We start from the raw sequence: 14875 nt of genomic DNA on the forward strand, positions 1-14875 counted from the left end.
AAAAGGCCGCAATCGCGGCCTTTTTATTTATCTACGGTGTTACCAGACGGGCATTTCATCCTGCAGGAACGGGTTATGTAGCCGTTCGTTACCCAGTGTAGAAAGTGGGCCGTGACCCGGAATAAACGTCACGTCATCACCCAATGGTAAAAGTTTACGTTTAATCGAATCAATCAATTGGTTGTGATCTCCGCGTGGAAAATCGCTGCGCCCTACGCCGCCTTTAAAAATCACATCACCAGAAATCAGTAACTTTGATTGCTCATCAAAGAAAACCACATGTCCCGGCGTGTGGCCCGGGCAATGCAGCACCTGTAACGTCACGTTACCAACGCTTACTCTGTCGCCTTCATTCAGCCAGCGATCGGGCGTCAGCGGCTCACAATCGCCCAGGCCAAACATGCGGCTCTGAGCTGGGAGCCCCTGTAACCAGAACTCATCTTCTTTTTCCGGACCAATAACCGGAACACCATAATGCTGTGCCAGTTCAGCCGCTGCCCCTACATGGTCAAGATGACCGTGGGTAAGCAGAATCTGCATAAGCGTCAGACCGCTGGCATCCACTTCCTGTTTGATTTTCTCGGCATCACCGCCGGGATCGACAAGCGCGGCCAGACGAGTCTGCTCACACCAGATTAACGAGCAGTTCTGGGCGAATGCAGTGACCGGAATAATACGATAGTTCATACAGCTCCTGTTTCATTAAGCTTATGGATCACCAGTGCCGGGCAGGCCCGGTGTCGATATGCACAAAGTTACTGCTGGGGTAGTATCCTACACCACCTGCGCGCATAGATAACGCAGCTTTGCGAATATTGCTTAATGCGATGCCTTCAATATGGAAATCCATGGCCTGGCCTTTGGTGTGGTAGCTTTTCTTTGCCACACCCCGGCTGCGTGCACGGAGTTCGTTATTGGTATCGATAGAGCGATAGCCTGAGATTAGCTGTACGGGTTTACGCGTGCCCAGCAGGCCCTGCAGACGGAAGAGTTGATCAAACAATCCCGGGTCAATGGATTTCACTTTATTGGCCCGAAAATCACGGAAAAAGTGGTTAAGTTTTGCTAATTCGTCCTGAATATAGCCCCTGCCATCAAAAAACTCTGCTTTTATTGACTCACCGGTATGCAGGTTATTCAGAGTCAATATACGCGGACGTGGGGTGGAAAGAGTGGCAAACGCGGGCGTAGGCAGGATGGCAGCGCCGAGGGCAATACCACCAAGCGCCAGCAGTTTGCGGCGATTAGCGTCAAATTTGTCCATGGTATTAAGGTCTACAAGGTCAATGTTATCGTATGTATGCTCTAGCGCACGCGAGAAACCTTATCTGGCTAAGTAGTCCACGTCAAGGCTCCCAACCCCAGGAAACACGGGGCTTACAGCCATTCCGCCCCGTTTCCCGCATAACTTACGACAATCATTTTCCTCGAACTGCTTCATTTATCTGATTAATTGTTCAGCTTTTGACACAATTTGTGCACTGGATCGCGCTGTCAGATCGTAATTGTAAATATCTGTACGATACTGCGTGCGGCCATCCGGGCCAACAAATGCGGTCAGATAATAGAGGTTAACCGGAATATTCTGCCGGATATTCACGTATCGCGTATCCCCTTGCTTCAGGGCATCCGAGATGCGCGTATCATTCCATCCCGCATCCTGTAGCAGCATATTCGCTAACTCAGATGCCTTATTCACACGTACGCAGCCGGAGCTTAACGCCCGCGTATCCTTCTGGAACAGATTGTGGTTCGGCGTATCGTGCAGATAAATAGCATCCGAACTCGGCATATTGAATTTATAGCGCCCGAGCGAGTTACGTGCACCCGGAGCCTGCTGGAAGCGGAACGGCAAATTAGAGGCGGTGATGGTGGCCCAGTCAACCTGCCACGGATCTATCGTCTCTTTACTGTTCCAGCCGCGCATCACGGTATAGCCATGGCGTTCAAGATACCCCGGATCATTCCATAATTTAGGCAAGATATCTTTTCGGGCCAGCGTCGGCGGCACATTCCACGGCGGGTTAACGACCACATTATTCAGCGCACTGCTCATCATCGGCGTTTTACGATCGGGGCGCCCGACGATAACGCGCGAGGCTAGCACCTGATTTCCGTTCTGATAATAAACCAGCGAGTAGGCAGGAATGTTTACCATGATACCGGTAGACAGATCGCTCGGCAGCAGGCGCAAGCGTTGAATATTTAACGCCAGCACTCCCGCACGCTGAGCAGGCGTTACGTTCAGCCAGTCACGCGTCGCAGGGCCAATCGCGCCATCGGCGCCAAGCCCCTGCCATGTCTGAAACCGCTTTACCGCGTCGACAAGTTCACGATCGTAAGCGCTACGACCTTCTTTAGCAGACGTACTGACGGCAGACCCCAGCATTCCAGTACGGCGCAAAATTTCACGCAGCGCGGGAATGTCGTTACTCCACTCTCCCGGACGCAGCGTCGCGGTACTGGTTAACCGTGGCCAGGGTTGCGTATCGCTCACCAGCTTGAGTAGTGAGTCATGCATTACGGCGTACTGCGGATGCTGTGGCGCCAGGCTGGCGACGAACGACGTCAGTTGGCCGTTATCCAGCGCGACCTGCCACTGTTTGATCACGGAAATCGGCGGCGTCGTCAGCGCATAGGGCTTATCGCTATAGAGCCAGCGATTTCCTTTAACGGGAATATTGGCTATAAAGTGCAGATATCCCATCATTGCATCAGACAGCACAATGTCTCGCGCCTGGCCGGACACTGCCGGGTCAGTCAGAAGCGCAACCCAGGAGGTAAACTGCGGCTGAAACCCGGCAATCGCCACCTCGGCTAACTGTTGCTGAAAGGCTTTTACCGCATCACGATTTTCCCACATCGGTTTCATTTCGCGTGCGGCATACAGCAGTTCCAGCTGGTTCATATAAACCGGCGTGAAGCCCGCTGGAAGTTGAGATTGTAATTCGGCGCGGGCTTGATCAACGGACACGCCCTGCGGCAGCGGTTGAATTCCCGCCATGATAGCCGTCGCGGAAGATTGTACCTGCGGTTGCGATAACGCTGTTGGCTGTTCACTGATGCTCGCTGAGCTATCGCCAGGGATCATTTCAGGCTCATCGGCCTGCGCATTGAACAGTGGAGCGAATGTTACGGCCAGGCACAAACTGATTGCCGACAGCCGACGACCATACATTTTATTAAGCAACATCCCTTGCCCCCTGTTTTCTTTATCATACTCTATAGCCAGGCACCATTAACCGGGTGTGGAACGCCTGTAGACGCCAATACAACTGAAGTATGACGAGTAAGCCTGCATACCCGTCAGGCTTAACTTCAGTATATAAACTTCGCCAATGTTTTACCTGGTATAATGTAAAGAAGTTAAAAGAAATTGCACCTGCAATTGAGACTTTTCGGAAAAGAAGAAAGGCGGTCATTTGACCGCCTTTTTATTCAGCTTGCCTGCGAGGAGGCATCTTCGGTCCCTGGCAGCGGCTCAGGTAACTGAGGCGCAAACCCACGCAGACCAACCACGTGAACGTGTTCAGTGTTCTGGAAGACTTTACGCACCAGTTTGTAGGTTGTGCCTTTCTCCGGGCTGATGTTTTCCGGCGCGGCGATAATCAGCTGCATTTGCAGACGTTCGCACAGTTCAAACAGGGTCGCGATAGAGCGCGCATCAAGTCGCGCAGCTTCGTCAAGGAACAGCAGACGGCAAGGAGAAATATCTTTCCCGCGCAGTCTACGCCCTTCATCTTCCCAGCTTTGTACGACCATCACCAGAATAGACATCCCGGTACCGATCGCTTCCCCCGTTGACAACGCGCCTGATTCAGCACGCAGCCAACCGTCAGAACCTCGGTTTACCTCAACTTCCATCTCCAGATAGTTACGGTAGTCCAACAGCTCTTCACCTATGGTTTGCGGCGTACGCTGTCCCATGTCAATCTGCGGATTCAGACGTTGATACAGCTTCGCCAGCGCTTCAGAGAAGGTCAGACGATTGCTGTTAAACAGATCCTGGTGCTGCTCATGCTGCTCGGAAAGTACGTCCAGCAAGGTGGCATGGGTCTCACGTACGTTGACGTTCAGACGCACGCTGTTTACCTGGCCAAACGACACGCTTTGCAGCCCCTGGTTCAGCATGCGAATACGGTTCTGTTCGCGCTGGATCGTCTTACGAATAATATTCGCCACGCTGCGAGAGCTGATCGCCAGCTTCTGTTCGCGGGAGGTTAATTCTTCCGTCAGACGGCTCAGTTCAATCTCCATCTGTTCGATGGCTTCAACCGGATCGTCGGTACGGATAATATCCTGGCGAATACGTTCACGCAGATGTTGGTAAACCGCGACAAAGAACTGAATTTTACGCTCTGGACGTTTTGGATCTTCAGACATGCGCAGCACATCGCGCAGATGTTCGTTATCCGCAACGGCCAGACGCAGCGCGCCGAGCGCCTTATCCGACATAGAGCGCAGTTCATCACCGGACAGATACGCCAATTCACGACGGTGCAGACGACGTTCAACACCGTTGTCTTTCACCATTCGCATTACCGCACACCATCCCGCTTTCGCAGTAACCACCTGCTCGCGCATCTCAAAATAATCGCGTTCCAGCTTGCGCAGCTTGCGGGTCAGGTTATCCATCTCCGCTTCGCAGAAGGTCAGCGCTTTTTCCAGTTGGTTGCGACGAGCGCGGTTGTTACTGAGCTGCGCATGCAGTTCATCACGACGGATACGCGCACGCTCTTCGGCACCGCTGTCCGCGCGAACGCCAATGTCCTGCAGTTCACGTTGTAAATCGTTAAGCAGCTCTTTTTTGGTGTCGTACGAGCTTTTCAGCGACGCCATGACCTGATTGTACTGGCTTAACTGCGCGGCGTGGCTGCGCAAAGCTTCACGGGCGCGGGTACGTTCAGCTTCCGCCTGTTCAAGACGTTCACGCAGTTTTTCGTTTAGATCGCTGTTACCGCTCAGCATTTCGGCCGAGTCGGAATAGCTAAAGTGCGCCCGGCGCTGCACCACTTCGGTCAGGGCAAAAGCCTGCTGACGCGCATCGCGCTGCATCTGCTGGGAATATGCGTAGTCTTCCTTCAGTTGTTCAAACTGCTCAGGGTCATTTTGCAGAACCGAAACCATCGGCTCCAGTTTGGCTAACTGATTGCCGTGCTGCTGCACAAAACGCGCTGCTTCCTGGGCTTCATCCAGACGCTCACGAATTTCGTCCACACGATCGGCCAACGTGTCATCTGCCAACAGATTCAAACGCGGCAGCAGACGGTTAAGAGCAGAAACCCCCTCTTTCGCCTGTTCAAACTGCATACGGCTTTGCTGATTATCATTTTCATGATTGGTCAGCGCACGTTCCAGTTCAACGCGACGGCCATTCAGTTGACGAATTTCCGCTTCCGGGTCGGCTTCAAACGCCACCGACAGATGGCTGCCGATAAAGCGGCTAAACGCCTGGTGCAGACGTTGGGTTTTCTGGACGTCAAAGGAGAGCGTTGCAAAACGTTCAGACAGCCCTTCACGCTCGGCATGCAGGGTTTCGATACGGCTTTCGCGCGCGGCACGACCAAAAATCGGCACCGTCGGGAAGCGGGAATAACGCCATTGACGCTCGGCGGTTTTTACTACTACCGCTTTTTCCAGCTCATCAACGCTGAAAACGCTGTCATCAAACGACTGAGGATCCCCTTCGATGAAATAGAGATCTTCCGGACAATCCGTCAGTCCTTCAAGCTGTTCGGTGATCAGCGACAGATCCGGCACCACGATAGCATGACGCGAAGGACCGTACAGCGCAGAGAAGTACGGCGCATCTTCAAGGCTAACATCGTCATAGATTTCAGACAGCAGAACGCCGCCGAAGCGTTCCGCCAGCGCGTTCAGACGCTGATCTTCCGCCCCGCCCGGCTGACTTAAACGTTCAATCTCTTCATCAACCGCATTTTTGCGCGCGCCGACTTCATCACGCTCAACAATGGCTTCACGCTCGCGCTCCAGCAACTGTTGCAGGTACTCGGTGACGTCCTGGCTGGAGGTAAATTCTTCGCCACACTGCTCGCTAAGCTGGTTCAGGCTATTTTGCGCGGCCAGCCAGACAGGCGCACGCTTCATCAGATGCTGGATACGAGACTGAAGTTGCTCCTGCTCCTGACGCAACGTCATACGTTGTTCGCTGGCAGAAGAGACGCTGTCAGACAAGGCGGCGATACGTGCTTCCAGCTCCTGGTGCAGCGCTTCCAGCTCATCGATGTCGAACTGTTTACCCTGACGCTTGCAGAATTCAGCCAGCAGACGCTCGGCGTCTTGCTGTTCGCGCAGACGCTGCTCCAGCTCGCTGAGGCGCATACGTAACGGCTGAACCTGCTCCGCCAGATGGCGCTGCTCAACACCTTCCCGCAACAGTTCGCGCGCCACGCTCCAGGCTTCACCGCGCGCCAGCGGACCGTTGATAGCCGCCACCAGCTGATAAGCCTGCTCGAACTGGCTGTGCGCGGTTTGTGCCACGCTCATTTTTTGTTCCAGCGTCAGCAGTTTTTCCGTGGCTTCCTGCTCTTTCGCCTGGAACGTCTCCAGCCATTCGACAGCACTGTCGGGCGTCAGATCCGGTAAGTGACAGAGCTCTTTCGCCCGATTTAGCGCCTGAATCGCCTGAGTGTACTGGATGGCGCGCGTTTGCTGGACATCCAGCGCTTGCTGGTAATCGGCAAGCTGGCTTTTTAGCTCATCTACTTCCAGTTCGGCGGCTTCCGCGCGGGCTTCGTTTTCATCCTGGCGGTCAACGGCTTCCGCGACCACCTCATTTTGTTCTTCGAGACGAACCTGCAGTTCTTCGAGATCCGCTTCGTAGCGTTCAATTTTTTCCTGCTGACGCAGCGCGGTTTGCACCAGATTCAGGTGATCGCTCGCAGCCTGATAATCGGCTTCCAGATCGCCTTCAGCGCCGTTATGCTCACCCAGTTCACGCGCCATATCCACATGCTTATACTGCTCTGCGGCCAGTTGCTTGCGTGAGGTATGCAGCTCACGGCGATATTCCAGCGCTTTATCAAGATGGATACGACGTTCGTTGGCGTGGCGCATATAATCTGCGGCCACATAGTTGGTCGCCTCGCTGATCAAATGCTTAAACAGGTCGCGATCAGACTGGGTTACGCGAATCGCTTCCAGCGTCATGCGGTTTTCACGTAGCGCAGCTTCCATATCCTGGAACGCTTTACGCACCCCACCGTTTTCCGGTAGCAGGTAGTCACGCAGCGAGCGGGTAATGGCGCTGGAGATCCCGCCGTACAGCGATGCTTCAATCAGGCGATAGAACTTACTGCGGTCTGAGGCTGAGCGCAGACGACGGGCGATGATGCCCAGATCGAACATCAGCGAGTGATAATCGGTTATCGAGTTGAACTGCTTAAACTGCACGCCTTCCATCTCATCAAGCTTCTCTTTCAGCTCAGAGAGGGGCAGCACGCGCGCCTGGCGTTCATTCAGTGTTTCCGTTACCAGTTGGGTTGGCTGCACGGACATCGGCAGTCCCTGAATGGCAAACGGTTTGATATCCACTTTACGATCGCGGCCAGCAACCTGCTGCAGACGCACACCCACGACCACACGCTGATGGCGCGAGTTGAGGACGTCAAGCATTGAGTAACAGACACCCGCTTTCAGCTTACCGTGCAGGCCTTTATCACGTGAACCGCTGGTTGCACCGGCTTCGGTGGTGTTACGGAAATGCAGCAGGGTCAAGTCAGGGATAAGCGCTGTAACAAATGCCGCCATGGTAGTGGATTTACCCGCACCGTTACCGCCTGACAGCGTGGTAACCAGTTCATCAAGGTCGAACGTACGGGCAAAAAAACCATTCCAGTTAATCAGCGTAAGTGAGCGAAATTTACCGCGTTCAATCATTATTCTTCTTCTCCACTGTCCGGCTGATTCTCTTCGGGCTCATCGTTGAGCTGCAGGCGGTTCTCGACCGGCATCGCTTCGCCATCACGAATTAAGCGACGCTGTGCTTCGCGCGGATCGTCACCGCTGCGCACATCCGCGCCAAAGCGGAAGACTGATTCCGTAATTCGGAATTTGCTGCTGTCATGACCCATAAACCACACCATGCCTAAACGGCGCAGGCGGTTTAGCGAAGAACGAACCTTTTCCTGGAGTTTCTGGCGATCAACGTCCGAACCGGTTGAACGGTTGTTCACCAGCTTCAGCAGTTTGGCTTCATCCGCCAGCGTCAGCAGCTCGTCATACAGCTCTTGCTGGGTAAAAATCCCTTCGTTCGCCAGGCGTTCCGGGCTGAGGTAGAGATAACAAAGAATTTTACCGACCATCATGTCCAGTTCAGACAGAACCGAACGGGGAATGAGCGTCGTTGAACGTGGACGAAGGTAGAAGAACCCCTCCGGCGCACGGATCAATTCCACGTTATAGCGGCTGTAAAACTCTTCAAAATATTCCTGAAAATCCATCAGGAAGGCATGATTATCCAGTTCATCCAGGCCGATATGTCGGCCTGAACGTAAGGCGCTATCCAGCGCTGGAAATAACGGGTTCGCCAGCGCCTGCGCCAGCTTTACCGGCATCACTTGTTCAATATTTGTCAATGACATGCGCCTGTACCTTGGCTCCGTAATCATTAATCGGCTGCCATTTTGCGGGCAGTCCGGTGAAATCTGCTTGCGCTACGCCAAGACGTACCGCCTGATCAATAACAATACGCGCAACGTCGAAGTGACGGGCACGTGGGTATTGCGCCAGATACTCGCGCACGACCAAACCGAGATCCAGTGGTGTTTGTCTGGATTTGTAGATAGCCAGCTGTTCTTCGATGATCGCCGCCAGCTGTTCACGGATTTCGTTAAACTCTTCGTATTCCAGATCGGCCGGAAGCTCACCAGTGACCTCTTCGTCACGCAGTAGCATCTCTTCGTCGCGCATATCCAGCAGACGATCGGCGTTGGCATAGGTCAGCGCCCACGGTTCGTCAAAGTATGTCTGCACAGACTGGCGCAGACGCTGGGCAAAGACGCGGTTTTTATCCATATCGATCGCGGTACGGATAAACTTATGCACATGTCGATCGTAACCGATCCACAAATCAATAGATTGCTGGCCCCAACTGATAATGCGATCGAGCTTGCTTTGTAAGTCAAACACCAGCCGGTCGACAAAATGCAGATCGTCATGCGTCATCGTGGCGTCCTGAATGCGTAACAGGTTAGCCTGTAGCTTATCCCCTGCCGCTTCCAGCGTATCTTGCAATTCACGTAGCGTACCAGACGTTTCAGAAAGCAGCAGTTCACAGCTGGAAATCGCCGCTCGCCAGTCTTTGTTCAGCAACTGCGCGATATCGTCTTTTACCTGCTGCTGCTGTTCATCCATGATGCGCTGAGTCAGATCGATGCTGTCGAAAATCTCCGCCACCGAATATTTCAATGGCGCGTAGACGTTGCGATGCCAGTGAAACTCATCGCCACCTTCTTCCGCCGCATCCGCCGCGCGCTTCAGTTCACCGGCAACAATTGACAGCTGCATGGAAAGACGCAGCGTAGAGAATTCGCGCTGTCGAATATAGTAATCCGTGATGCCAATTCCGAGCGGCGTTAAACGATAAATGGCGTTGCCTTCAGCCTGCTCGCTGGTAAAGCGGTTCAGCAGACGTTGACGCACCATATCGTTGATCGCGTTGTTGGCGCGCACGCCGATGGTTTCGCTGGTTTGCTCAAACGCATCACTCACATGGCGGAACGCATCCACCAGCTCACCTTCACTCATCTCGCCGTCGAGTCGCTCACCGTTCAGTGTGGCGACAGCCAGCAGGAACGAAAGTCGGTCTACCGGCAGAGAGATGGAGAAGTCATTTTTTCTGGCCCAGGCAACCAGTTCGGGGACTGTCTGGGAAAATTCACTCATAAATTATCCTTGCATCTGCGGCTCGGGCCGGACGTTTAATCGCGGTGACGTGAATATAGCGCCCAAGGCTGATATACGGTTCCTGACGGCAATAGCGCGTTTCTAACTCAAGTAACATTTCGTAATCGTCATGCTGTTTGTGCTTATCTCGCAGATAATCATGAAACACGCGGACGCCCGTTTTACCGGTAATTTGCCAACCGATCTCTTCCAGCCACTGGTAGACCTGCCCCGGATCGCGTGGGTAATCCGGTGAAAGCGTACGCTTTTTACGTTTCGGCATCCCCACCTGAACATAGTCAAAGTTCCCTGCGACCATGTTGTGCATCAACAGACCGTTAGCATTGTAGAACATTAACGACAGCGCGCCGCCAGAACGCAGCACTGACCATAAACTCTGCAACACGCCGACCGGATCTGTCACCCACTCCAGCACAGCATGAAACAATATCAGATCAACCGGGCTTTCCAAATGCGAAGCAACATCCTGAGCGGCGCATTGTATAAAATGCATGTTTCCGCTCACACCTTTTGCCTCTGCCGCCTGTTGCGCACGAGCGATCATCTCGCCTGACAGATCGCATAATGTGACAAAATGTCCACGTTCTGCCATTTTAATGGCCGTTTGCCCTTCACCACCACCGGCATCCAGAATGTGCAGTTTTTGCTCACCGAACGAGTCCAGTAATCGATCCAGATCCTGCCAAAGGATAGCCTGCCTTAGTTGACCTTTGGTGGTGCCGTAAATGTTACGGGAAAACTTCTCTGCAATGTCATCAAAATTGCGATCCCGCATCGGGCTCTCCACATACTGGCTTTAGGGTGACTAAGTAAAACCGCTATTTTGTCACACCCACGCCAAGAAGGAACCTTCCTGGTGTAATATCCCTGCAGATCCCCTGCTGTATGGTTAAAAAAGGAACCAAAAAGCATGCTTTTTACGCTGAAGAAAGTGATGGGCGGTATGATGCTGCCGCTGCCGCTGATGCTAATTATGATGGGTATAGGCCTGGCACTGATCTGGTTTAGCCGTTTTCAAAAAACAGGGAAAGTGTGTATTAGCCTGAGTTGGCTGGCGCTGTTACTTTTAAGTTTGCAGCCCGTCGCCGATAGCTTGTTGAAACCGATTGAGGATAGTTATCCAACCTGGCAGGATACACAAAAAGTGGAGTACATTGTGGTGTTGGGGGGCGGATATACCTGGAATCCGCAGTGGGCACCAAGTTCAAACCTGATCAACAACAGCCTTCCACGTCTGAGTGAAGGTATTCGCCTATGGCGCGCAAACCCGGGATCTAAGCTTATCTTTACTGGTGCTGCCGCAAAAACTAATAACGTCAGTACCGCTGAAGCTGGTGCACGCGTTGCGCAGTCGCTGGGGGTGCCAGCCGATGAAATAATCACCCTGGATCAACCGAAAGATACCGAAGAAGAAGCCGCCGCGGTAAAACAGGCCATCGGTAACGCGCCGTTCTTGCTGGTAACCTCAGCCTCACACTTGCCGCGAGCGATGATCTTCTTCCAGCAGGCCGGGTTACATCCTTTGCCAGCGCCAGCTAATCAGTTAGCGATTGATTCTCCGCTTAATCCGTGGGAACGCGCGATTCCTTCACCCGTCTGGCTGATGCATAGCGACCGCGCGGGTTACGAAACGCTGGGGCGCATATGGCAGTGGCTAAAAGGTTCAGGCGAGCCACGGCAGCAGTGATTTCGTAGCCAGGTCAAAGTTGGAACGATTAAAACGCCCGGTGTTAACCAATTGTGCCACCTCATCCCATAACACATATAACCAGCGCCGCCAGATGAACGACTCCGCTACTGGCGCGCGCTGCAGGTATTGCCATAGCAGGCTTTCCGCCAGCGCATTATCCATTAAACGGAACAATTCATATTCCCTGGGTGCCCACAGCATCAAACCGGGCCCCACCATGGCCAGAAGCTGATCGCTACGGGCGTCTTTAAGCATGCTGCGTAAACTGAAATTACCATGGATCAACACGCAGTTATCATTGAATCCTTCAAATAAAGCGGGCAAACACTCGCGGGTCCGAAACAGGATCCGCTTGTCCTGCATCGTCAGCCCGGTATTGTTGAACTGACTTAACGTAGTCCACAGCACCTCAACTCGTTGACGATACCAGGATGGCCAGACATTCTCTTGCGTGTTATCCACCATTCCCACGCAGCCACGGCTATCCTGCCGATGCCATGACAGCAGACCTTCTACAATCTGATCCTTTAAATGTTCCCAACGTTCGGGCGTTCGGGCTGGCGCTTCAACCGGCACCCCGCGTAAACGTTCAAGCAGTAGCACATCGGGACCGGGATGCTCCTCGTGCGTTAAGACTCCATAAATAACGGGCATACGTACCGTTCCACTGCGCGCCAGCATCGAAGTTTTCCATGCCAGCTGCTGCGCCATACCCGGCGTAGTGAAACTTCTTGCCATCAGCGGCATTGGATTTCCCTGGCTGTCGTACAGTGCCCACAGGGCCGTATCCACTTTTTCATTCACGCATTCTATACGACTGAGTTTTTCGCCCAGCAGATGGCTGAGTTCGGCACGCAACTGTTCCATTTCAGATTGCCCTCATTAATGCTACTGCTTTCATAATGAGCGTCGTGCAGACAGATGTCACCCGGATGAGATCAATTGATGAAAAGAAAAGTGGAGGGAAAACGTAACGATACGACACTCCTCCCAAAAATTCGCATCACCGGGGGGAGTGTCATGAGAAAAACTAACGCATTTCAGCGCGCACGCGTTCAAGGTCTTCGGCTGTGTCTACGCCGGTTCCGGGGACTTCTTTTGCGACGGCAACGTGAATTTTTTCGCCGTACCACAGCACGCGTAACTGCTCCAGCATTTCAATATGCTCAAGCGGGCTGGGCTGCCAGTTAACATAGCGGCGGATAAACCCGGCACGATAGCCGTAAATACCCAAATGACGCAGGAAGGTGTCACCCACCGTTTCCAGGCTTTTGGCGAAACGGTCACGATCCCACGGAATGGTCGCGCGTGAAAAATAGAGCGCATACCCTTCGGCGTCCAGAACAACTTTTACCGCATTCGGATTAAAGGCCTCTTCCGCGCTGTGAATCGGGGCTGCAAGGGTCGCCATACCAACCTGGCGCTGCGCCAGATTCTCAGCGACCTGGCGAATAATGACCGCCGGGATCATCGGCTCATCACCCTGAACGTTCACAATAACGGTATCGTCGCTAAAGCCACATTTCTCGACAACTTCCGCCAGGCGCTCCGTACCGGACTGGTGATCCGCGCGAGTCATACATACTTCACCGCCTACCGCTTCTACCGCGCGAGCAACATCTTCGTGATCGGTCGCAACGATGATGCGTTCGGCGCCAGATTCACGCGCACGCTCCAGGACATGCACGATCATTGGCTTGCCGTTGATATCCAGTAGCGGCTTGCCCGGCAGACGAGTGGACGCATAACGCGCAGGAATAATGACCACAAAACTCATGATTTACTCTCATCAGCAGTCAGAATGCGGGCTTCGGTTTCCAGTAACACGGGAATGCCATCACGCAATGGGAAAGCAAGGTTATCCAGTTTACAAATCAGTTCCTGTTTTTCCTGGTTAAACCAGAGTTTGCCATTGCATACCGGGCAGGCAATGATTTCAAGCAGACGATGATCCATAGTTCCTCCAGATGGACCGGATTGTGAATCCGTAAATATTAACATAATCGCTTACAGGGCTGGGTCTATTTCCCAACCATGGCGTGCATCAGCAAATAAACCTTCAGGATAGCGCCCCAGCGTTACGCGAGTTGCCTGCTGCCAGCGGGCAAAATCATCAATCGCCTGAAACAATCCTTTTCGCAAAGTGCCCCCTGGTTTGACGCCATCCTGCAACCACAGCGAAATAACCTCCAGTACGCCCGTTTTGCGGTGCATTTTGGCATCCATCCGCCCAACCAACTGCCCGTGATGCAGCAACGGCAAGACAAAATAACCATATTGACGTTTCGGCGCTGGCGTATAGCATTCCAGCCGATAGCTAAAGTCGAATAGCTGCTCTGCCCGTTTACGATCCCAAACCACCGGATCAAAAGGCGATAAAACAGCGCTATGGGTCGCCGTTAATTTACCCGCCAGCGCCTGTTCCAACTGCGGCTGAAGGTGACTATGCAGCCATAGCGTTCCCAGCCCTTCAACGTCGACAGGAATAATTTGTTGCTGTTCTTTGCGCACCTCACACCAGCTTTTTAGCGCCGGGCGCTTCAGTCGGTAATAGTCTGCCAGCCACTGTTCGCGAAAAATCCCCAGACTGCGGGCGCTGTTATCCAGCATGACGCTTTCAGCATCTTCCTGCGAAAGTAGGTCGCGTTCATCATCCCAGTGCGGCATGACGCGATGGGTTAAATCATACACGCGCTGGAAATTACGCCGTTCAACTACCATGACTTTCCCGGCAGTGAACAAGCCTTCAAGATGGCGTTTGTGCGGTTTCCATTCCCACCAGCCGCTGGCACCCTTGCGCGGATGCTCAAAATCGACAGAGCGTACTGCTCCGTTATGCTGGATGTGCTGGAGCAGTTGCTCGATCTCCTGCGCATGTTCTTTCATCCACGCCGCTTGATACTTCCAGCCCATTTTCTCCGGGGCCAGCATGCGGTGGCGGATCAGCATAAAGTCGCTGCGTGGCAAAAAGCAGGCCTCATGCGCCCAGTATTCGATCAATTCGCCTTGCAGGAGTGAGTCATCCAGCCACTGGGGCGAGTAATTGCCCAAACGACTAAACAGCACCAGATAGGGGCTACGCGCGACAATATTGATGGTATCGATTTGCAGTAACGACATGCGCGAAATGGTGGGAAGAATATCTGCAGGCGTTGCCCGGCGGCGTGTTTTTTTCAGCAGCCCCTGGGCCGCAAGGTGAAGATGGCGGGCATCCGTCAGAGAAAGACGCGGCAACGACATTTATGGCCTCATAAATGA

General features: G+C 53.3%; 12 protein-coding genes. 1 reads left to right on the forward strand and 11 read right to left on the reverse strand.

The genetic code is table 11. The annotated features are described in order from the left end of the window. Positions 1-39: 39 nt before the first annotated feature. From OGY15_RS13695 to cmoM, 7 genes are all read right to left on the reverse strand, one after another. Positions 40-687, reverse strand: a complete 648-nt coding sequence (locus OGY15_RS13695) for an MBL fold metallo-hydrolase (RefSeq protein ID WP_065944967.1) — start codon at positions 685-687, stop codon at positions 40-42. Between the two features lie 28 nt (positions 688-715). Next, positions 716-1264 (reverse strand): peptidoglycan L,D-endopeptidase MepK, encoded by a 549-nt coding sequence (gene mepK, locus OGY15_RS13700; RefSeq protein WP_003831948.1) that lies wholly within the window; start codon positions 1262-1264, stop codon positions 716-718. A gap of 177 nt (positions 1265-1441) precedes the next feature. Then, positions 1442-3193, reverse strand: a complete 1752-nt coding sequence (ldtD, locus tag OGY15_RS13705; protein WP_286539632.1) for a L,D-transpeptidase — start codon at positions 3191-3193, stop codon at positions 1442-1444. A gap of 245 nt (positions 3194-3438) precedes the next feature. After that, positions 3439-7899 (reverse strand): chromosome partition protein MukB, encoded by a 4461-nt coding sequence (gene mukB, locus OGY15_RS13710; protein ID WP_187259758.1) that lies wholly within the window; start codon positions 7897-7899, stop codon positions 3439-3441. After that, positions 7899-8603, reverse strand: a complete 705-nt coding sequence (gene mukE, locus OGY15_RS13715) for a chromosome partition protein MukE (protein WP_016152457.1) — start codon at positions 8601-8603, stop codon at positions 7899-7901. The genes mukB and mukE overlap by 1 nt, the downstream gene beginning before the upstream one ends. After that, positions 8584-9906 (reverse strand): chromosome partition protein MukF, encoded by a 1323-nt coding sequence (gene mukF / locus OGY15_RS13720; RefSeq protein ID WP_151217928.1) that lies wholly within the window; start codon positions 9904-9906, stop codon positions 8584-8586. Before mukF ends, mukE begins: the two co-directional genes overlap by 20 nt. Further along, positions 9899-10702 (reverse strand): tRNA uridine 5-oxyacetic acid(34) methyltransferase CmoM, encoded by an 804-nt coding sequence (gene cmoM / locus OGY15_RS13725; RefSeq protein WP_151217927.1) that lies wholly within the window; start codon positions 10700-10702, stop codon positions 9899-9901. Before cmoM ends, mukF begins: the two co-directional genes overlap by 8 nt. Positions 10703-10837: 135 nt before the next feature. On the opposite strand from cmoM, the gene elyC reads away from it, so the two are divergent. Then, entirely contained in the window at positions 10838-11614 is a 777-nt protein-coding gene (gene elyC, locus OGY15_RS13730; RefSeq protein ID WP_151217926.1) for an envelope biogenesis factor ElyC, read from the forward strand. Here elyC and OGY15_RS13735 read toward each other — a convergent pair. From OGY15_RS13735 to OGY15_RS13750, 4 genes are all read right to left on the reverse strand, one after another. Beyond that, positions 11591-12484 (reverse strand): YcbJ family phosphotransferase, encoded by an 894-nt coding sequence (locus OGY15_RS13735; RefSeq protein WP_151217925.1) that lies wholly within the window; start codon positions 12482-12484, stop codon positions 11591-11593. The genes elyC and OGY15_RS13735 overlap by 24 nt on opposite strands. Positions 12485-12647: 163 nt before the next feature. Continuing rightward, positions 12648-13394 (reverse strand): 3-deoxy-manno-octulosonate cytidylyltransferase, encoded by a 747-nt coding sequence (gene kdsB / locus OGY15_RS13740; protein WP_016152452.1) that lies wholly within the window; start codon positions 13392-13394, stop codon positions 12648-12650. Beyond that, complete coding sequence (gene ycaR, locus OGY15_RS13745; RefSeq protein ID WP_151217924.1) at positions 13391-13573, reverse strand: protein YcaR; 183 nt, start codon at positions 13571-13573, stop codon at positions 13391-13393. The genes kdsB and ycaR overlap by 4 nt, the downstream gene beginning before the upstream one ends. Before the next feature lie 51 nt (positions 13574-13624). Next, complete coding sequence (locus OGY15_RS13750; protein WP_187259760.1) at positions 13625-14857, reverse strand: winged helix-turn-helix domain-containing protein; 1233 nt, start codon at positions 14855-14857, stop codon at positions 13625-13627. Positions 14858-14875: the final 18 nt, after the last annotated feature.

It is taken from the genome of Citrobacter sp. Cu231, assembly GCF_030332265.1.
GTDB classification, from domain to species: domain Bacteria; phylum Pseudomonadota; class Gammaproteobacteria; order Enterobacterales; family Enterobacteriaceae; genus Citrobacter; species Citrobacter meridianamericanus.

Excerpts from the sequence above, each read along its gene's own strand:
- OGY15_RS13695 (WP_065944967.1), bottom strand. The coding sequence starts at position 687 with ATGAACTATCGTATTATTCCGGTCACTGCATTCGCCCAGAACTGCTCG.
- mepK (WP_003831948.1), bottom strand. The coding sequence starts at position 1,264 with ATGGACAAATTTGACGCTAATCGCCGCAAACTGCTGGCGCTTGGTGGT.
- ldtD (WP_286539632.1), bottom strand. The coding sequence starts at position 3,193 with ATGTTGCTTAATAAAATGTATGGTCGTCGGCTGTCGGCAATCAGTTTG.
- mukB (WP_187259758.1), bottom strand. The coding sequence starts at position 7,899 with ATGATTGAACGCGGTAAATTTCGCTCACTTACGCTGATTAACTGGAAT.
- mukE (WP_016152457.1), bottom strand. The coding sequence starts at position 8,603 with ATGTCATTGACAAATATTGAACAAGTGATGCCGGTAAAGCTGGCGCAG.
- mukF (WP_151217928.1), bottom strand. The coding sequence starts at position 9,906 with ATGAGTGAATTTTCCCAGACAGTCCCCGAACTGGTTGCCTGGGCCAGA.
- cmoM (WP_151217927.1), bottom strand. The coding sequence starts at position 10,702 with ATGCGGGATCGCAATTTTGATGACATTGCAGAGAAGTTTTCCCGTAAC.
- elyC (WP_151217926.1), top strand. The coding sequence starts at position 10,838 with ATGCTTTTTACGCTGAAGAAAGTGATGGGCGGTATGATGCTGCCGCTG.
- OGY15_RS13735 (WP_151217925.1), bottom strand. The coding sequence starts at position 12,484 with ATGGAACAGTTGCGTGCCGAACTCAGCCATCTGCTGGGCGAAAAACTC.
- kdsB (WP_016152452.1), bottom strand. The coding sequence starts at position 13,394 with ATGAGTTTTGTGGTCATTATTCCTGCGCGTTATGCGTCCACTCGTCTG.
- ycaR (WP_151217924.1), bottom strand. The coding sequence starts at position 13,573 with ATGGATCATCGTCTGCTTGAAATCATTGCCTGCCCGGTATGCAATGGC.
- OGY15_RS13750 (WP_187259760.1), bottom strand. The coding sequence starts at position 14,857 with ATGTCGTTGCCGCGTCTTTCTCTGACGGATGCCCGCCATCTTCACCTT.